Genomic DNA, 18,756 nt, shown 5'->3' with positions numbered 1-18,756 from the left:
AGCGGGAGGTCGGAGCGGTGGCACACCAGGGCGCCGGACGGTTCGCTCCCAGCCCCTCCGGCCGGCTGCATGTCGGCAATCTCCGCACCGCCGTCCTCGCCTGGCTGTTCGCCCGCTCCACGGGTCGGCACTTCCTGGTCCGCGTCGAGGACCTGGACCGTGTCCGTGCCGGAGCCGAGGAGCATCAGCTGGCCGAGCTGGCCGCACTGGGTCTCGTCTCCGACGCGCCGGTCATCCGGCAGAGTGGGCAGGCCGGCCGCTATGCGGCGGCGCTGGACCTCCTGGCCGGGCAGGGCCTCGTCTACGAGTGCTTCTGTACGCGGCGGGACATCGCCGAGGCGGCGAGCGCCCCCCATGCCCGGCCGGGCTTCTACCCCGGCACGTGCCGCAGCCTCAGCGAGGACCAGCGGAGCGTCCTGCGTGCGCAGCGCCCACCCGCGCTGCGTCTGCGGTCCGGCGTCGGGTCGTGGACCGTCGAGGACCTGCTGGCCGGCCACGTCACCGCTCCGGTGGACGATTTCGTGCTGCGACGGAACGACGGCGTCGTCGCCTACAACCTCGCCGTGGTGGTCGATGACGCCGCGCAGGGCATCGACCAGGTGGTGCGGGGGGACGACCTGCTTGATTCCGCGCCCCGCCAGGCCTACCTCGCCTCCCTGCTCGGGCTGCCCGTCCCCGTGTACGCCCATGTGCCCCTCGCGGTCTCCCTGGCGGGGCGCCGGTTGGCGAAACGGGACGGCGCCGTGACGCTGGAGGACCTCGCCGGCCTGGGCTGGACCCCCGCCAGGGTCCTGGCCGTGATCCTGGCGTCCCTCGGCCTTCCCGGCCGATCGCTGGAGGCGGCCCTGGCCGCCTTCGACCCCGACCGGCTGCCCGACGAGCCGTGGATTGTGGACCCCGCCACGCTGTTTCCCGCCTCCGCCGCACCGGCATGCAAACCGTCAGCACCAACCGATAAGGTTTCTTCGTGAGTACAGCCCTCTACCGCCGCTACCGTCCCGAGACCTTCGCGGACGTCATCGGCCAGGAGCATGTCACCGAACCCCTGATGGCGGCCATCGACAAGGACCGCATCAACCACGCCTACCTCTTCTCCGGCCCCCGCGGGTGCGGCAAGACCACCTCCGCCCGCATCCTCGCCCGATGCCTGAACTGCGCGCAGGGCCCCACCTCCACGCCCTGCGGCACGTGCGACAGCTGCGTGGAACTCGCCCGTAACGGCTCGGGCAGCCTCGACGTCATCGAGATCGACGCCGCCAGCCACGGTGGCGTGGACGACGCCCGGGATCTCCGCGAGCGCGCGACCTTCGCCCCCGTCCGCGACCGGTTCAAGATCTTCATCATCGACGAGGCCCACATGGTCACCTCGGCCGGCTTCAATGCGCTGCTCAAGATCGTCGAGGAGCCGCCGGAGCACATCCTCTTCATCTTCGCGACCACGGAGCCGGACAAGGTCATCGGCACCATCCGCTCGCGGACGCACCACTATCCGTTCAGGCTGGTGCCGCCCGAACCGCTCCTGGCCTACCTCGAGCAGCTCTGCCACCAGGAGAACGTGCCCGTGGCCCCCGGCGTGCTCTCCCTGGTCATCCGCGCCGGTGGCGGTTCCGTCCGTGACTCCCTCTCCGTCCTCGACCAGTTGATGGCGGGCGCAAGCGAGAGTGGACTCGACTACGAGCTGGCCGTCTCCCTCCTCGGCTACACGCATGCGACCCTCCTCGACGACGTCGTCGACTCGGTGGCGGCGGGCGACGCCGGGACGGTCTTCAACGCCGTGGACCGCGTGATCCAGACGGGGCACGACCCCCGCCGCTTCGTCGAGGACCTGCTCGAGCGGTTCCGGGACCTCATCGTCATCAACGCCGTACCCGAGGGTGCCGCCTCGATCCTCCGGGGCGTGCCCGACGACCAGCTCAACCGCATGCGCACCCAGGCGAACCAGCTCGGCGCGGGTGAACTCTCGCGGGCGGCCGACGTCACGAACACCGCGCTGACCGAGATGACAGGTGCCACATCGCCGCGCCTGCACCTCGAACTCCTGTGTGCGCGGCTCCTGCTGCCCGCAGCGGACGCCACCGAGCGGGGTACCCTCGCCCGTGTCGACCGCATCGAGAGGCGCCTCGAGTACGCCGCAGGTGCGCCCACCGCCGAATCGCCCGAGGTGGACGAGGCACCGAAGGCTCCCGCCCGCCCCCGGCTCGAGGGCGTGCCCCGCACCGCTGAGGAAGCCGCCGCCCGCTGGTCCCTCCCCGCGATGGACACGGGTGCCGCGGCCGCCGCTGCCCCGGCAGCCGTTCCCGGAGCCCACACCCCGGCCGTGCCCGCCGCCTCCCGAATCCAGCCGGCACGCCCGGCCGGCGAGGATCCGTCACCCGACTGGGGCGGAAGCTGGGGCGTCTCGACCGACACCGCGTTCGCCGACCCCGCACCTGCGCAGCAGCCCGCAGCAGCCGGACCCGCGCGCACGCCGGGACAGCCCCAGCCATCGGCAGGGCAGGACGCCGGGGCTCCGGCCCCCTCGACCGGCACCCAGGATCCTGCCCGTCCCGGGACCGGTGTCGAGACGGGTCGAGGCGACCCGACCCAGCCCGCCGTCAACGAGCAGCCCGCGGCCGCTGCGCCCGCCGGCACCCATCCGACGCAGCAACCCGTCGACTCTGCGCCCACCGGCACCCAGTCGACGCAGCAGTCCGCTGCCGCTGCGCCCCCCGCTACCCGACCGACGCAGTCCGGGCCGGCCACCGGGGAGCAGCACACGATGCCCCGGCAGGGGCAGCCGGTCGCCGACCGCGGGCAGCAGGACGGTGCAGCCGGGCCTCAGCAGACTCCGGCCGCCGGTGGCCGGCAGCCCGCAGGCCCTGCACAGCAGCGGCCCACACCCTCGGCGGATCAGCCGCAGGAGGCTCGTCGCGCCCAGCCACCCCAGCAGGGACAGCCTGCCGCCTCCGGCGGGAACGTCGAGATGGTCAGGCGGGCATGGCCCGAGATCATGGACGAAGTCGCACGGATCAAGCGCGCGACCTGGCTCATCGTCAACGTCTCCGCGAAACCGCGGTCCTTCGAGGGCAACCAGCTGGTCCTCGCGTTCGCCAACCAGGGCAATGCGATCGGATTCCAGCGCGGGCCGCACATGGACAACCTGAAACAGGCCATCCACAAGGTGCTCGGCCTGACCTGTTCCATCGAAGCGGTGCACGATGCCGGCGGGTCGGGTGAGTCGGGCCCAAAAGTACCCAGCAGCCAGGCGGCCCCGGCCAGTAACCCGGGCCGCGGTCCCGCCACGCCCTCGCCCGACCGTTCGCAGGGCCCGACGACGACCGCCGGCGGTTCGCAGGACGTCCACCACGACGGCGGCAGCACCGGTAGCACTCCGCCGCAGGCTCCCGCTGCTCCCGCCGTTTCCGTTCCTCCCGCTGCTTCCATTACTTCCGAGCCGACTCGTCCGGCAGGACCCGATGCTCCCACGGCGTCCGCGCCGGTCGGCGTCACCGTAGCCGAGGGCGGCCCGGCACGAACCGGTCCCGCCGGTGCCGTCGGAATGCCCGGGGGGCCGGCGGCTCCTGCGACCGCATCCGCTCCCGCTCCCGCGCCCGCGCCCGCCGTGAGTGGGACCTCCGACACCGGAGCGCGCCCCACGTCCGACAGCTCATCAGGGCATTCCCGGACCGGCAGCGCGGCTCCGGAGTCGCCGCCCCGTGCACCGGCGCAGGCGCCCGTCCGTCGACCCGACGGTCCCGCGACCCCCGCCGCCACAGGAGGGCAGGCGCCCGTCCGTCGACCCGACGGTCCCGCCACCTCACGCGCAGCAGGAGGAGCCCGAGGTGCGCGTGACGGCCGGACAGAGACAGAACCCGAAGCCACCAGCGCGTGGGATCCGTCCATGTCCGACGACTCGTGGGCCCTCGTCGAACCACCGGAGGAGGCCTTCGATCCTGGACCGGACTGGGGCTCGGTGCCGGAGGACCCGTCCGAGCGCAGGAGCCCGTCGCCGACGGGACAGGGCCCGGCGCGGCCGGGCGGTCCTGCCGAACCGGCCCGGACCGGCTCGACGAGGACGCGGGGCAGCACGACGCCCGCACCGGCGCAACCGGGGGCGTCGGGCGGTGCCATGAGCGGCCCTGTTCCCACGCCTGAACGCCCCACTGCGGACCGGGTGCCGGCGGCCGCGGCGTCCCGCTCGGTGGTGTGGAGTCCGTCGGTGGAGTCGAATCCGCCGGCGGGCGGGTCCACGACGACCCGACCGACGGGCGACCCGGAGGCCACCGGTGGCACGCCTACGTCGCTGGAGGGGCCCGGCGCCGCAGGCCGTGCGACAGGCGTCGCGCGCCCCGGCGGCATCGCTGCCGTCCCGAGCTTCATCGGTACCGCCGCCGCTGCCGGCACGTCCGCAACTGCGTCCGGGCACACCGCGCCGTCCGCCGTCGGCGCTGCACCCGCCGGCACGACGGGCGCCGCAGTGGCACCGGATCGGCCGACGTCGGCGGACAACATCCGTCAGAAGCCCGTCAGTCGCTACCAGCAGCTGCTGGACGAAGCCGAGCGGAAGCGCGCCGAGGAAGCCGCCGCCACCCGGGGCGCCGCCGACCTGCGCTTCGTCGACGACGAGCCCAGTGCGGACGACGAGACCATCGAGGAATCAGGGCTCGTCGGCCGGACGGCGATCGAGCGCATCCTCAACGGACGCCTGATCGAGGAGCGCGGCGTCGACGGCCAGTAGTATCCCGCCCGAGCCGATCCGGGAACGCTGAGGGCGTAACGCGGGAACGTCCTTCCGGACGGACCGGCCCCGTGCAGGGCGGACAATGGAGGGACACCCTCCTGCCGCCCCTCCTCCGGGTCCTGCGGCGACGGGCTCCGGTGTCGGAGACACCGGCACCACCACCTGATTCAGAAGAGGAAACACCGTGTACGAAGGCGCAGTCCAGGAGCTGATCGACGAGCTCGGACGCCTGCCCGGCGTCGGCCCGAAATCGGCGCAACGCCTCGCGTTCCACATCCTGGAAGCCGACGGCGAGGACATGAAACGCCTCGTCACGGCGATCACCACGGTCAAGGAACGGGTGAAGTTCTGCACCATCTGCGGCAACGTCGCGGAGCAGGAGAAGTGCGCCATCTGCCGCGACCCGCGCCGCGACCCGACCATGATCTGCGTCGTCGAGGAGTCGAAGGACGTGATCGCCGTCGAGCGCACGCGCTCCTTCCGCGGCAGATACCACGTCCTCGGCGGAGCCATCAACCCGATCGCCGGCGTTGGTCCCGATCAGCTGCGCATCCGCGAACTCCTCGCACGCCTCACGGACGAGCAGATCCAGGAGATCATCATCGCCACCGACCCCAATCTCGAAGGCGAGGCGACGGCGACCTACCTGGTGCGCATGCTCAAGACGATCGGGATCCCTGTGACGCGACTCGCCTCGGGCCTGCCCGTCGGCGGGGACCTCGAGTACGCCGACGAAGTGACCCTCGGCCGGGCGTTCGAGGGCCGCCGCGCCATGTCCTAGGCGATGCGCGTGCCCTGGGCGAGGCGCTTGGCGGGCATGGTCAGCCTGCGCCGCCCGATGAGGAGCAGCGCCCCGGCGAGCAGGATCTGGAGGCCGAGGCCCAGCGGCCAGATCGGCGTCTCCTGCGGAAGCGGGCGGAGCGACTCCGCCAGCTCCTCGCACGACTGCTCGACGTCGGGACCGGCCTGCGCGGCCCGCACGCCCTGGCTGATTGTCTCCATGATGCCCGGGGTGTAGTACGGGCCGCCCTGCGGCAGGCCGGCCGCGTCGGTCGCAGGATCGAGTTCGGGAAGGTCCTCGACACTGTAGGGAACGGCGTCCGCAACCACCACGAAGGGGTTGGCGGCCAGCAGCCACGCAATGTACTCGGTGTGCGGGATCATGCCCTGACTCGTCTGCGTGACGCACTCCATCTCGGCGCCCGGATCGGGAGTGCCCGTAGCGTCGAGACTGCTCTCCGGGTAGGTGTAGTAGGACGTCGTCATGGTCCGCTCCTCCATCACCAGCGTGGTGCTCAGCCCGAAGACGATCACCGTACCGATCGCGAGCAGCGCCACCAGCATGTACGTGCTGACGATCGAGAACAGCGGACGGTTCGCCAGCGCGGAGACCCCGACCCCGATCGCGCAGACGACACCCAGTTCCACGGCCAGCATCAGGAGCGAGACGATGGCCTCCTGCGCGTTCACCCCGCCGAGGGCCAGTGCCCAGAAGATGAAGGGGCAGCTCAGGACGAGGAAAGCCAGCGAACCCACCCACGACGCGAGCCATTTCCCGGTGAGCAGCTGACCCGGCGTCAGCAGGGTCACCTGCAGGATCGCCAGCGTTCCGCCGGCCCGGTCCCCGTTGACGGCATTGGCGGACAATCCCGGGGCGACGAGCAGGCCGAACAGCAGGACGAACCCGACGACCAGGTCGAACAGGATGCCGCCCTCGTTGTCGGTGGTGCCGAGGACGCCGGTCGCCAGGACGAAGATGAAGCCGATCACCACGAACCAGATGCCGAGCATCCAGTACCAGCCCTTGCCGCGCAGGCGTTGCCGCATCTCGAGGGAGAACACGGTGCGGACGGCGGACCAGAAGGTCAGGCCGGTGGTGCTCCGGACGGGTTGCGGGGTCGATGGTTCGGTCACTGTGCTCATCGTCTGTCCGTATCCAGGCTCATGTAGGTCTCCTCGAGCGCCCCGCCGGCGGGGGCGAAGGCGGTGACGACGACGTCGCCCATCACCAGGGTGCGCAGCAGCCAGGATGCCTCCGCGGTGCTGCCGAGCTGGACGAGGAACTCCTCGCGCCGTGAGTCCCCGCGCGTCTCGTAGCGGACCCCGTAGCTCTGCAGGGCGGCGGCGAGCGCCGACATCGGTTCCGCCTGCACGTAGTAGCGGCGCATCTGGCTGCCGGCTTCGTCGAGCGTCTGGCTCTTGACCGACTGTCCGCGACTGACGAAGACGGCACGGTCCGCGATCTCGTCCAGCTCCGACAGCACATGGCTCGAGACGACGACGGTCTTGCCTCCGGCGGCGAGCGAGCGCAGGAGCGACCTCAGTTCCACGCGGGATCCGGGATCCAGACCGGACGCGGGCTCGTCCAGCAGCAGGACCTCCGGATCGTGGATCAGCGCACGGGCCAGGCTGAGCCGCTGTTGCTGGCCGCGGGAGAGCACGCGCGCCGGTCGGCGGCCGAACTCGGTGAGGTTCACCGCGACCAGCAGTTCCTCCGCGCGACGCGAACGGTCGGCGGCACCCATGCCGTACAGGGCCCCGATCGTGGTCAGCACTTCGAGTGCCGTGAGTGACTCCCAGACGCCGAGGGTGTCCGGCATCCAACCGACCCTGCTCCGCACCTGCGCCGGCTGCGTGACCGGATCGAATCCCGCAACCCGCACCGTCCCGCGATCCGGGGCCAGGAGGCTCGCCATCATCAGCATCAGGGTCGTCTTGCCGGAGCCGTTCGGACCGATCAGTGCGGTCACTTCCCCGGGCGGAGCCTCGAAATCGATGTCGCGGACCGCCTGCACCGAGCCGAAGCTCCGGGCGACCCCCTCGACAACGATTCCCCCACGTTCGTTGGTCATGGTCCGAGGGTATGCGACGTCCGCCCGATGGGACCCGCGACGGGCACGAATTCCTCCGCGGATCGCTGTTCTTATTCGGACCCACACTTTGAGCCGGTAACGGCCGCGCCGCTACACTTGCACGGGTGTCGGGTCATGGACGCCCGTCCTCGAGGCGCCGGTGCCGCCGCCCGTCAACAGCCGGCGCGGCAGGTCCCCCCGCCGTCGCCCTTCATCAGTGAGCGAGTGCATGAGCCTCATAGTGCAGAAATTCGGCGGGTCGTCGGTTGCCGACGCCGAGGGCATCAAACGCGTGGCGCGGCGCGTCGTCGAGACGCAGGCGGCGGGCCACCACGTGGTGGTCGTCGTGTCCGCGATGGGTGACAGCACGGACGAGTTGCTGGACCTCGCCGGCCAGGTGAGTTCCACGGCGTCGGATGCGCGCGAGATGGACATGCTCCTGAGCGCGGGCGAGCGCATCTCCATGGCACTGCTCGCGATGGCCATCCATGGCATCGGAGCGTCCGCCCAGTCCTTCACCGGCAGCCAGGCCGGCATGATCACCGACGCCATCCACGGCAAGGCCCGCATCATCGACGTCTCCCCGCACCGTATCCGGACCGCCATCGAGAAGGGTGACATCGCGATCGTTGCCGGGTTCCAGGGGATGAGCCGCGACAGCAACGACATCACGACCCTCGGTCGCGGCGGCTCCGACACCACCGCCGTCGCGCTCGCGGCAGCGCTCGACGCCGATGTCTGCGAGATCTACACGGACGTCGACGGCGTCTACACCGCCGATCCGCGCGTCGTCCCGTCGGCGCAGAAGATCGACACCATCTCGAGCGAGGAGATGCTGGAGATGGCCGCGTCCGGCGCCAAGATCCTGCACCTGCGCTGCGTCGAGTACGCCCGGCGCTTCGGCGTCCCCCTCCACGTCCGCTCCTCCTTCAGCCACAACGAGGGCACATGGGTCCTGCCCAGCCCCGATGACCAGATCAAGATTCAAGAGGGAGAACCCTTGGAACAGCCCATCATCTCCGGTGTCGCCCACGACCGCTCCGAAGCGAAGGTCACCGTGGTCGGTGTGCCCGACATCCCCGGCAAGGCTGCGGAGATCTTCGGGATCGTCGCCGGTGCCAACACCAATATCGACATGATCGTGCAGAACGTGTCGACCCACGGCTCGGGACACACGGACATCTCCTTCACCCTGCCGATCGTCGACGGCGCCGAGGCCCTCGCCGCGCTGGCCGAGGCCCAGGAGCGTGTGGGGTTCGAGACCGTTGACTACAACGAGAAGATCGGCAAGCTCTCGCTGATCGGCGCCGGCATGCGTTCCAACCCGGGAGTCTCCTACCGGTTCTTCCGCGCACTGTCCGACGCCGGGGTGAACATCGACATGATCTCGACGTCGGAGATCCGGATCTCCGTGGTGACGGGGGCGGAACTGCTCGACACCGCGGTCCGCGCCGTGCACGCGGCCTTCGAGCTCGACGGCGAGGCCACGGCGACCGTCTACGCCGGCACCGGGCGCTAGTCCCCCCCGCGCCGGGACAGCAGCTGCGCGCAGTTGCTGTCCGGCGGAGGCGGATGACGCCGTCCGCTGCATTCCGTCCGAGGACGCAGAGAAGGCCGGTGGATGATCCACCGGCCTTCTCTGTTCATCCGTCGGGTGCTGCTACTTGTTCCCGGTCGGGGTGATCGCTTCGCGCGGGCCCTCCAGGAGCTTGTCGGCCGGGTTGACGGTCGGGAGCTGGGCCTGGGCCTCGCCCTCTCCGTCGACGACGACCGTCACATACGTCACGGTCGACGAGCCCGCGTAGCTCACGCGTCCCACGTAGGAGCCGGGGGTGAGGCCGGTCCAGCCGAGGGTGACCGCGCCGGTGCTGCCGTTCGCCAGGGCGAGCGGGTTGGGCGTCAGCGTCGCGTTGTTCTCGTTCGCGCCCAGGACGACGGCATCGATGCTGCCGGTGGTCGGCCGGTTGTCGGTGCTCGCGTAGAGGTTGGCGAGGACGCGGTACGTACCGGGTGCCGGGTCCTCGATCGTGATCGTCTCGCTGGCATCGGCCGTCGCGACCTGCGTGACCGTGCCGGCGGGAGTGAGGATCAACATGTCGAAGTCGGCGGTCGGATCATCCGAGAGGACCGAGAACTTCGCGACCGGAGCGCCCTCGGGGACGGTCACGTCCTTGATGGCGTCCGCGCCGACCTCGAGCTCGATCGCCGTCGTGTCGGCCTTGGACAGGCCCTCGAGCGTCATCTGGATCGGGGTGTTGGTTCCCGAGATGACGTCGAAGGAGCCGCTGCCGTCGGGACCGGCGGAGTTGAAGGCCGCCTCGGCCGGTGCGTTGATGGCCTGGGGCCGGACAGCCACCGGGGAGGTGACGTTCTTGCCCTGCCCGGACCAGGTCAGCGAGCCGGCGGCGAACTGGCCGAAGGGAGCGCTCTGGTTCTCGAAGGAGACCTTGAAGGTGCGGGTCTCCCCCGGCGCGCTGAAGTTCAGGACCGACGGTGTGACCGTGACCTTCACTCCGGGCACGTCGGCGGTTGCGCGGTAAAGCCCGGGGGTCACGGCGGTGACGGTGCGGGTCACCTCGATCCGTCCGGTCAGGTTTCCGAGGGCGAAGGACGGCACGTTGGTGTTCCTCGCCTCGACGGGTTCGAGGCCCTTGATCTTGAGGTCCACGCCCGTGCCCTGGATGAAGCCGAGGTAGTCCTCGACGTCCTGGTCGTAGACCAGACCCGGGCTGAGGACGGTGGCGGGGTCGATGTGGCCTGCGCCGACCGCGAGGACGTCGGTCTCGACGCCGCCGGTGGCGGTCTTCAGCGGGTACGCCGTGGTCATCATGGCGGACTTCACGGTTGCCGGGGACCAGGCGGGGTTCTTCGCGAGGACCAGCGCGGCGAGGCCTGCCACGTGCGGCGACGCCATGGACGTGCCGGAGAGGAAGCCGAACTGCGCGCCGTTCGAGCCGACGGTGGAGACGCCCGCGAGGACGGCGACGCCGGGAGCCGTGACATCCGGCTTCAGGAGGTCGGAATCGGTGGCGAGCAGCGGACCGCGCGAGGAGAAGCCTGCGACCTGGGGTGCGGGCGGCAGCGGCTTGCCGGTGGTGTCGGTGGCCTTCAGGGCGACGGTGATGGACGGGTTCGCAGCGACCTTCGCCTTGAGCTCGAGGGCCTCGGGAGCGTTGACGTGCACCGTCGGGACGGAGTGCTGGTCGGTGTCCGTCGACGAGTCGACGAGGTTCACGAGGATCATGCCCACACCGCCTGCACGTGCGACCTCGGCGCTCTTGGCTGCCCGGTCGACGACGCCGCGGTCACAGACCACGATCTTGCCGGTGACCTTCGCGGGGTCGAGCGTGCCGGGTCCGCACAGGTTCGGTGCCGCAGCGCCTGCAGCGGCGGCGTTCGCCGCGAGGACGACCGGGCTGGCCGGAACACCCGTGCGCATGATGGACGCACCGCGGTACTTGGTGCCGTCGGAGAACTCCGCCGTACCCTGCAGTTCGTAGCTGAACGTGCTGGCGGCCACCGTGGTCATCCAGGGAGCGCCGTGGTTGACGGTGCTCGCCGTGGGACCGGAGTTGCCGGCCGAGGCCGCGACGAAGATGCCCGCGGAGGTCGCCGAGAGGAAGGCGAGGGACACGGGGTCCGTCGTCGTCGTCGCGCTGCCCGAGATCGAGAAGTTGAGGACGTCCACGCCGTCGAGGATGGCCTGGTTGATGGCCGCGATCGCTGCGGAGTTGTAGCAACCGCCCGTGTCGGGATCCGTGTCCTCCCAGCAGACCTTGTAGACCGAGACCTTCGCGGCCGGCGCGACGCCCGAGGAGATTCCGAAGTTCCGTCCGTCGACGGTCTGGGTCACGCCGGCGTTGCCCGCAGCAGTGCTCGCCGTGTGCGTGCCGTGGTTGTCGATGTCCACGGGGGAGATGACTTCCTGCGGTGCGCGGTCGGCCTCGGCGACGCTGTCGAGGAAGGCATCGGCGAAGTATCGGGCCGAGAGGACCTTCGAGTTGCAGAGGCTGCCGTCGAAGTCCTCGCCCACCTGGCAGTCGCCGACGAAGGTGCTGCCGTCGGCCTTGAGCATGGCGATCTCGCCCTTGGCATTGAGGTAGGGTTCGCCGACCTTGGGCTTCGAGTTGCCCTTGAGCGGCTTCACCGTGCTGCCTGCGAAGAAGGGGTTGTCGGGGGCGTAGCCGGTGTCGATCACGCCGACGACGGTGCCGGCGCCGGCGTTCTTCTCGCCGCCGAACTGGCCCTTCCAGGTGCCCTTCTTCCCACTCAGGCCGAGGAAGTCGATGCTCGAGTAGTCGGGAGCGCTCTCGACATCCGGAGCGACGAGGAGTACGTCGTCGCTCTTGGCGAGCTCGACCGCCTGGTCGGCGCTGAGATCCGCGGCGAAGCCGTTGATGGCAGCCGTGTAGGTGCGCTTGATCTCGACGTTCTCCTCGGCGGCGATCTCCTGCTGCTTGCCCTCGAGGAACTGCGAGTACTGCTGGACGTTCGCGGCGGCGGCGTCCAGCTTCTTGCCCTTCTCGGGCTTGGTCGGCGCGATCCCGTCGACACCACCCTCGTACGTGGCGATCGGCTTGTCGGCGAGCACGACGATGTACTTGCCGTCCGGGTACTGCGCCGGGTCCAGCTCCTTGGCCGGTGCCTTCTGGGGCGTCACCGAGGTGGCCGGCACCGGAGCCGCGAAGGCGGCAGGCGCCACGGCGGTCGACGTCACCAGCAGCGGCAGACCCAGAACGATAGCCGTGGCAGCGCGCAGGGTACTGCGCCCCTGCCCGGCTTTTCTCCGTTGTGTCATAGGAAGGTAGTGCCTCTCGTGAAAGTGCGGGCCGGCCATGGCCGTTCCCCCTGTGCCGTGGCTCTCCTGGATAGGATTTCCGAGTTGTGACAGCAGTCACAGCCGCCACGGCGAGCACAAACTTACCTCAGGCAACACAGCCCCACCAGCCGACTCAGCCCGCGTCATCCAGAATTTACACAGGATATTTACCATTTCCGGTCGGGGTGATAATGGATCCATGCACGCCGATCTCCTGCCCCGCCTCGCCGAGGCCGACTGGCAGGATCGCGAGAGGCGCCACAGGCAACGCGTGACACGCTTCGCCGAGCCCTATCTGGACCGGCGGTCACGCGGCGCCAAGCATCCCGTCGAGGACTTCCTCTTCACCTACTACAACCAGAAGCCGGGCCGGCTCCTACGCTGGCATCCCGGGGCCGGCGTCGTGCTGGAAGGCGCGGAGGCCGCCGGGCGCGGCGGCTGGAAGTACTACACGGCGCACGACGACGGCGTCCGGGTGGACGTCCGGACCTTCATCGAGGAGCGGCGCGACGCCGTCGAGTTCGCCCGGCTGATCCTTGCCCGGACGGCCGCACGGCCGGCGCAGTTCGGTTGCTTCGGGCTCCACGAATGGGCGATGGCCTACCGCTCGGGGGTCAACGGCGTGCGCCACGAGTACCTCGACCTGCGCCTCGGTGCGGCAGGGACGGACGACGTCGTCGAATCGGCGCGTATCCGCTGCACGCACTTCGACGCCTTCCGCTTCTACACGCCGCAGGCCGTCCCCCTCAACGAGTACGCGCCGACGAGGGAGACGCAGCGGGACCTGGAGCAGCCGGGCTGCCTCCACGCCAACATGGACCTCTACAAGTGGGCGTACAAGCTGACCCCCCTGCTGCCGAGCGAGATCGTGATGGATTGCTTCGAACTCTCCTGGCGCATCCGGGCGATGGACATGCAGGCTTCCCCCTACGACCTCTCGGACTGGGGCTACCGGCCGATCCCGATCGAGACGACCGAGGGCAAGGCCGAGTACGTCCGCCTGCAGCGCGGTTTCGCCCACGAGTCCCAGGCGCTCCGGGAACGGCTCTCGGAAAGCCTGGAGCGGGCGCTCGACTCCTGGGCCTGAGCCGGTTCGACGGCACGGGCCGCCGCCCCTGGCCCGGGTCCTGCATCACTCGGTTCCTCGTCGGAAGCAGTCCTTCAGCCAGGTCTCTGCGTCGCCGGTCGTCGTGAAGTGCCTGGTCGGGTAGGGCGGGTCGTGCTGCTGTTTGTAGTACGCGGTGATGATGGGATCCCCGGCTTCCGTTCCGACGACGGCCAAGGCCGCGATGTCCAGCCCGGAGGCAAGGATGCGCAATGCATCCTCCGTCAACGAGATCAGGTGGTTGAGATGGATGAGCATCGGCGGGCAGACGGACGGACAGAGCTGGGTGACCCGGCTGACCACGGCTGATGCGACAGTGTCGTCGACATCCGTGTCGGCCTCGCATTCGAGCCACAGCACCTCCCCCCGCATCTCCGCCGTGAACGGCTCGGGCCGGGCGGCGACGCCACCCACGCCCGTGTCCCCCGTCAGCCAGGCGATCGCGTCGGATTCGTCCGTGAAGTACCTGCTGGGCGTCGCGGACCGGTAATTGAACGCCGTGAGCACCCTGCCCACCTCGTCGACACCCACGACGGCGGTGCGCGCGGAACAGGTGTCACCCATCAGCAACTGCTTCGCTTCCGCCGTGATCCGCTCCACCAGCCCGATGTGCACCAGCAGGGGCCGCTTGCCACCGGGAGAAGCGGCGGTGACCGCGGCGATCGTCGAGCGGACGTCCTCCGCCTGCATCGTGACGCCGGGCGCCCAGCGCAGGCACAGGAGATCGCCGTCGTCACTGAGGGTGTAGCGAGGAATGGACACCTCGTCCGGGCCCGCCATCGGCACCTCCGCTTACTCGTCGGCACGGCATCAATGCCATCGTCGCCTCCCGACCGTGCACTTTCAACAGCGCGTCCGCACCGAAGTTCTCCCCGCGCGGCGTCGGGAGCGTCAGGAACGAATGCTGCGCCACCCGTTAAGCTGGGAGACCAGCCGAAGGGGACACCGATGACACCTCCCGCCCTGCTGCCGGCAGCAGGACCGCACCGGGCGGTCGTGCGCCTGGCGATCGCCCTCGCAGCCCTCGTCCTCACCGTCTCCGCCTGCGCGCAGGGCGGACCGGCGACCGAACCCACCGAGCAGGAGAGCACCATGCAGTCCTCCACCCCCGAACCCTCGGAGGCGCCGTCCGGGACCCCGGCACCGACGTCGGGCGGCCCCGCTCCCACCGCGACGGGTACCGCCCCTCCGTCGTCGGCCGTCGCCGCGCTGCTCACCGTCACCCTCCAGCAGGACGCCGCTGCCGAACCCGTGCAGTACGTCCTCGAATGCGTCGACGGCGCTCCCGGGCCCGCCTCGACGCTTCCGGGCGCCGACGCCGCCTGCGCGGCCCTCGCCCGGCTCGGCTCGACGTTCTTCACAGCCCGGCCCAGCAAGGACATCATCTGCACGCAGCAGTACGGCGGGCCGCAGACGGCGAGCATCAGCGGTGAGATCGACGGCACGCCCGTTCTGGCGGCGTTCTCCCTGACCGACGGCTGCGAGATCTCCCGATGGAACAAGGCGCAGGACATCCTCGGGACACCGGGGGCGCAGTAAGGACTACCGGGTGCCGCTCCTCCCCCTGATCGACCGCGCCCGGTGGGCATGTTCGATCCTGCCCACCGGCCGGAGCCGATCAGTGGGACGGACGCCGACAGCGCTGCCGGAAGCGGACACGACGCCGGACTGGCCCGCACCGAATCCCCGGTAGACTTGCAGGGCAAGCTCGCGGAGCGCCGGTGTCAACCCAGATACGGCGTGAGACGGCACTTCCGGGCTACTGCATTCAATGCTGGACCCCCAGCACTCGCCGCTCACGCACAGGAGTTGCCGGATGCCCCGGATTGTTGTCGACGTCATGCCCAAGCCCGAGATCCTCGACCCGCAGGGTAAGGCGATCGCCGGAGCGCTCCCCCGGATCGGCCTCACCGGTTTCGCTGGGGTCCGCCAGGGCAAGCGTTTCGAGCTGACCGTGGACGGTGACGTCACGGAAGAGGTCCTCGAGCAGGCCCGCCACGCCGCCGCCACGCTGCTGTCCAACCCCGTCATCGAGGATGTCACGCGCGTGGAGGTCCTCGAGGAGGACGCGCAGTGAGCGCCCCGAACACCGAGACGCCCCTCATCGGCGGACCCCAGCCGGTCGCCTCGAACAACGAGGACAGCCCCCTGAACGGCGTGAAGGTCGGCGTCGTCACGTTCCCCGGGTCGCTCGACGACCGCGACGCCGTCCGTGCCGTCCGGCTCGCCGGCGGCAGTGCCATCCACCTGTGGCACGGCGACCACGACCTCCAGGACGTCGACGCCGTGATCATCCCCGGCGGCTTCTCCTACGGCGACTACCTGCGGGCGGGCGCCATCTCGCGCTTCGCCCCGCTCATGGAGCAGATCACTGCCGCGGCGTCGGGTGGGGAGAACGCCCTCCCCGTGCTCGGCATCTGCAACGGCTTCCAGGTCCTCACCGAGGCACACCTGCTGCCCGGCTCGATGATCAAGAACAACGACCTGCACTTCATCTGCCGTGACCAGCGCCTGCGCGTCGAGAACAACGGCACCTTCTGGACCTCCGACTACGGGCAGGGCGAGGAGATCGTCATCCCGCTCAAGAACCAGGACGGCCAGTTCGTCGCGGACAACTACACGCTCGACGAGCTCGAGGGTGAGGGCCGCGTGGTCTTCCGCTACGTCGACGGCAACCCGAACGGCTCACGCCGCGACATCGCCGGCATCTCGAATGCCGCGGGTAACGTCGTCGGGCTCATGCCGCACCCCGAGCACGCGGTGGAGGCCGGCTTCGGCCCCGACTCCTCGGCACGCGGGAACGTCGATGTCCGCGGGGGCACCGACGGACTCGGCATCTTCACCTCGGTACTCAAGAAACTGGTGGGCTAGTGACCGCAGAGACAATGTCCAAGAAGTTCAACATCGACACGGTCGCGAACGCCGAGGCGACCCCCGGCCAGGCGCTGCCGTGGGCCGAACTCGGCCTCAAGGAGAACGAGTACCAGCGCGTCGAGGAGATCCTCGGCCGCCGCCCCACCGGTGCCGAACTCGCCATGTACTCCGTGATGTGGAGCGAGCACTGCTCCTACAAGTCCTCGAAGGTGCATCTGCGCCAGTTCGGCGAGAAGGTCACCGAGGCCATGAAGGAGCACCTGCTCGTCGGGATCGGCGAGAACGCCGGCGTCGTCGACATCGGGGACGGCTGGGCCGTGACGTTCAAGGTGGAGAGCCACAACCATCCCTCCTTCGTGGAGCCCTACCAGGGCGCGGCCACCGGCGTCGGCGGGATCGTGCGCGACATCATCTCGATGGGCGCCCGCCCGGTCGCCGTCATGGACCCGCTGCGCTTCGGTGCGATCGACCACCCCGACACCGCACGCCTCGTGCACGGGATCGTCGCGGGCATCGGCGGCTACGGCAACTCCCTCGGCCTGCCGAACATCGGCGGCGAGGTGGTCTTCGACTCCGTCTACCAGGGCAACCCGCTGGTCAACGCCCTCGCGGTCGGCGTCCTGCGGCACGAGGACATCCGCCTCGCCAACGCATCAGGCGCCGGCAACAAGGTGGTCCTCTTCGGCGCCCGCACCGGCGGCGACGGGATCGGCGGCGCGTCCGTGCTGGCCTCGGAGTCCTTCGACGACGCCAAGCCGTCCAAGCGCCCCGCGGTCCAGGTGGGTGATCCGTTCGCCGAGAAGGTCCTCATCGAGTGCTGCCTCGAGCTGTTCAAGGCCTCCGTGGTGGAGGGCATCCAGGACCTCGGTGCCGCCGGCATCTCCTGTGCGACGTCGGAGCTGGCGTCCAACGGCGACGGCGGCATGCACGTCGAGCTCACCAACGTGCTGCTGCGCGACCCGTCCCTGACGCCCGGCGAGATCCTCATGTCGGAGTCGCAGGAGCGCATGATGGCCGTGGTCACGCCCGAGAACATGGTTGCCTTCGAGGCCATCATGGACAAGTGGTCCGTGGAGTACTCCTGGCTCGGCGAGGTCACCGACACGGGGCGCCTCATCATCGAGTGGGACGGCGAGAAGATCGTCGACGTCGACCCCCGCACCGTGGCCCACGAGGGACCGGTCTACGAGCGTCCCTACCACCGTCCCGAGTGGCTCGACGGCGTCCAGGCGGACGCCTTCGCGGCCGAGCGGCCCGCCGACCTGCGCGAGGCAGTCCTCGAACTCATGGCATCGCCGAACATGTGCGCGAAGAACTGGGTGACCGACCAGTACGACCGCTACGTGCAGGGCAACACGGCGCTGGCCATGCCCGACGACGCCGGAGTGGTCCGCGTCGACGAGGAGACGGGCCTCGGCATCGCGATCTCGACGGACGCCAACGGCCGCTACTCCTACCTCAACCCCTACGAGGGGGCGCGCCTGGCCCTCGCCGAGGCCTACCGCAACGTGGCGACGTCGGGCGCCCAGCCCCTCGCGGTCACCGACTGCCTGAACTTCGGCTCCCCCGAGGACCCCGAGGTCATGTGGCAGTTCGCGGAGACCGTGCGCGGTCTCGCGGACGCCTGCCAGGAGCTCGGCGTGCCCGTGACCGGCGGCAACGTCTCGCTGTACAACCAGACCGGAGGCGTGGCGATCCACCCCACCCCGGTGGTCGGCGTGCTGGGCGTGTTCGACGACGTCGCACGGCGCACACCGTCGGGCTGGCGTGAGGACGGCCAGGCCATCTACCTGCTGGGGACGACGGCGGACGAGCTGGACGGTTCCGAATGGGCCAACCTGCGCGGGCACCTCGGCGGGCAGCCGCCGGCCCTGGACCTCGCCGCGGAGCGGACCCTCGCCGCGATCCTGGTCAACTGCTCGCGCGACGGCATGATCGACGCCGCGCACGACCTCTCCGAGGGCGGGCTTGCGGCCGGCCTGAGCGACATGGCGCTGCGCTTCGGTGTGGGCGCGCGCATCGGCATCGACGAGCTGTGCGAGCGCGACGGCATCGACGCGTTCACGGCACTGTTCAGCGAGAGCCAGGCGCGGGCCGTCGTCAGCGTCCCCCGCTCGGAGGAGGTGCGCTTCAACGACATGTGCACCGCACGGAACTTCCCCACCCTCCGCATCGGCGTGGTGGACACGGAGAACCAGGCGCTCGACGTGCAGGGCTACTTCACTCTGCCGCTCGACCAGCTCCGCGAGGCGCACGAGGGCACGCTTCCCAGGCACTTCGGCTAGTACGGACCCGGACCGACAGGAGGCCGCCACCCCACCGGGTGGCGGCCTCCTGTATTTACCCGACGGTCACGGCTGCCGCCCGTCGCTCGCTCGAGCCGGTC

Annotated in this window: 13 protein-coding genes; 9 read left to right on the top strand and 4 right to left on the bottom strand. The window is 70.1% G+C overall.

Annotation, left to right across the window (positions count from 1 at the left end):
* Window positions 1-17: 17 nt before the first annotated feature.
* The 3 genes from gluQRS (at window position 18) to recR (ending at window position 5,501) form a co-directional block, all read left to right on the top strand.
* Complete coding sequence (gene gluQRS, locus ACX80U_RS13735) at window positions 18-971, top strand: tRNA glutamyl-Q(34) synthetase GluQRS (RefSeq protein ID WP_459268847.1); 954 nt, start codon at window positions 18-20, stop codon at window positions 969-971.
* Window positions 968-4,717: a DNA polymerase III subunit gamma and tau gene (locus ACX80U_RS13730; protein WP_459268846.1), complete on the top strand. Its 3,750-nt coding sequence runs from the start codon at window positions 968-970 to the stop codon at window positions 4,715-4,717. Before gluQRS ends, ACX80U_RS13730 begins: the two co-directional genes overlap by 4 nt.
* 187 nt (window positions 4,718-4,904) lie before the next feature.
* Window positions 4,905-5,501: a recombination mediator RecR gene (recR, locus tag ACX80U_RS13725; RefSeq protein ID WP_133080322.1), complete on the top strand. Its 597-nt coding sequence runs from the start codon at window positions 4,905-4,907 to the stop codon at window positions 5,499-5,501.
* Here the strand turns inward: recR and ACX80U_RS13720 are convergent.
* Window positions 5,498-6,643 carry an ABC transporter permease gene (locus ACX80U_RS13720; RefSeq protein WP_459268845.1) on the bottom strand — a complete coding sequence of 382 codons (1,146 nt, stop codon included), beginning with the start codon at window positions 6,641-6,643 and terminating at the stop codon, window positions 5,498-5,500. The genes recR and ACX80U_RS13720 overlap by 4 nt on opposite strands.
* Entirely contained in the window at window positions 6,640-7,572 is a 933-nt protein-coding gene (locus ACX80U_RS13715; RefSeq protein WP_459268844.1) for an ABC transporter ATP-binding protein, read from the bottom strand. Before ACX80U_RS13715 ends, ACX80U_RS13720 begins: the two co-directional genes overlap by 4 nt.
* Window positions 7,573-7,801: 229 nt before the next feature.
* On the opposite strand from ACX80U_RS13715, the gene ACX80U_RS13710 reads away from it, so the two are divergent.
* Window positions 7,802-9,091 (top strand): aspartate kinase, encoded by a 1,290-nt coding sequence (locus ACX80U_RS13710; RefSeq protein WP_133080319.1) that lies wholly within the window; start codon window positions 7,802-7,804, stop codon window positions 9,089-9,091.
* A 141-nt stretch (window positions 9,092-9,232) separates the two neighbouring features.
* Here the strand turns inward: ACX80U_RS13710 and ACX80U_RS13705 are convergent, their stop codons facing one another.
* Window positions 9,233-12,370, bottom strand: a complete 3,138-nt coding sequence (locus ACX80U_RS13705; protein ID WP_459268843.1) for a S8 family serine peptidase — start codon at window positions 12,368-12,370, stop codon at window positions 9,233-9,235.
* Between the two features lie 220 nt (window positions 12,371-12,590).
* Here ACX80U_RS13705 and ACX80U_RS13700 point away from each other — a divergent pair, with 220 nt between their 5' ends.
* Entirely contained in the window at window positions 12,591-13,478 is an 888-nt protein-coding gene (locus tag ACX80U_RS13700) for a 3-methyladenine DNA glycosylase (protein WP_459268842.1), read from the top strand.
* A gap of 45 nt (window positions 13,479-13,523) precedes the next feature.
* Here ACX80U_RS13700 and ACX80U_RS13695 read toward each other — a convergent pair whose 3' ends face one another.
* Entirely contained in the window at window positions 13,524-14,276 is a 753-nt protein-coding gene (locus ACX80U_RS13695) for a DUF7793 family protein (RefSeq protein ID WP_459268841.1), read from the bottom strand.
* A gap of 168 nt (window positions 14,277-14,444) precedes the next feature.
* Here ACX80U_RS13695 and ACX80U_RS13690 point away from each other — a divergent pair, with 168 nt between their 5' ends.
* The 4 genes from ACX80U_RS13690 to purL all read left to right on the top strand — a co-directional run bounded on the left by ACX80U_RS13690 (window position 14,445) and on the right by purL (window position 18,655).
* Window positions 14,445-15,035, top strand: a complete 591-nt coding sequence (locus tag ACX80U_RS13690) for an SSI family serine proteinase inhibitor (protein ID WP_459268840.1) — start codon at window positions 14,445-14,447, stop codon at window positions 15,033-15,035.
* Window positions 15,036-15,312: 277 nt separating this feature from the next.
* The gene (purS, locus tag ACX80U_RS13685; RefSeq protein ID WP_133080315.1) at window positions 15,313-15,573 is read left to right on the top strand and encodes a phosphoribosylformylglycinamidine synthase subunit PurS; all 261 of its coding nucleotides are present in this window, start codon (window positions 15,313-15,315) and stop codon (window positions 15,571-15,573) included.
* Window positions 15,570-16,367 (top strand): phosphoribosylformylglycinamidine synthase subunit PurQ, encoded by a 798-nt coding sequence (gene purQ / locus ACX80U_RS13680; protein WP_133080314.1) that lies wholly within the window; start codon window positions 15,570-15,572, stop codon window positions 16,365-16,367. Before purS ends, purQ begins: the two co-directional genes overlap by 4 nt.
* Window positions 16,368-16,381: 14 nt before the next feature.
* Window positions 16,382-18,655: a phosphoribosylformylglycinamidine synthase subunit PurL gene (gene purL / locus ACX80U_RS13675; RefSeq protein ID WP_459268871.1), complete on the top strand. Its 2,274-nt coding sequence runs from the start codon at window positions 16,382-16,384 to the stop codon at window positions 18,653-18,655.
* Window positions 18,656-18,756 lie beyond the last annotated feature (101 nt).

The sequence above is a fragment of the Arthrobacter sp. TmT3-37 genome (assembly GCF_054510835.1).
The sequence above is the reverse complement of the archived record's forward strand: the minus strand, read 5'-3'. Positions and strand labels throughout refer to the sequence as shown.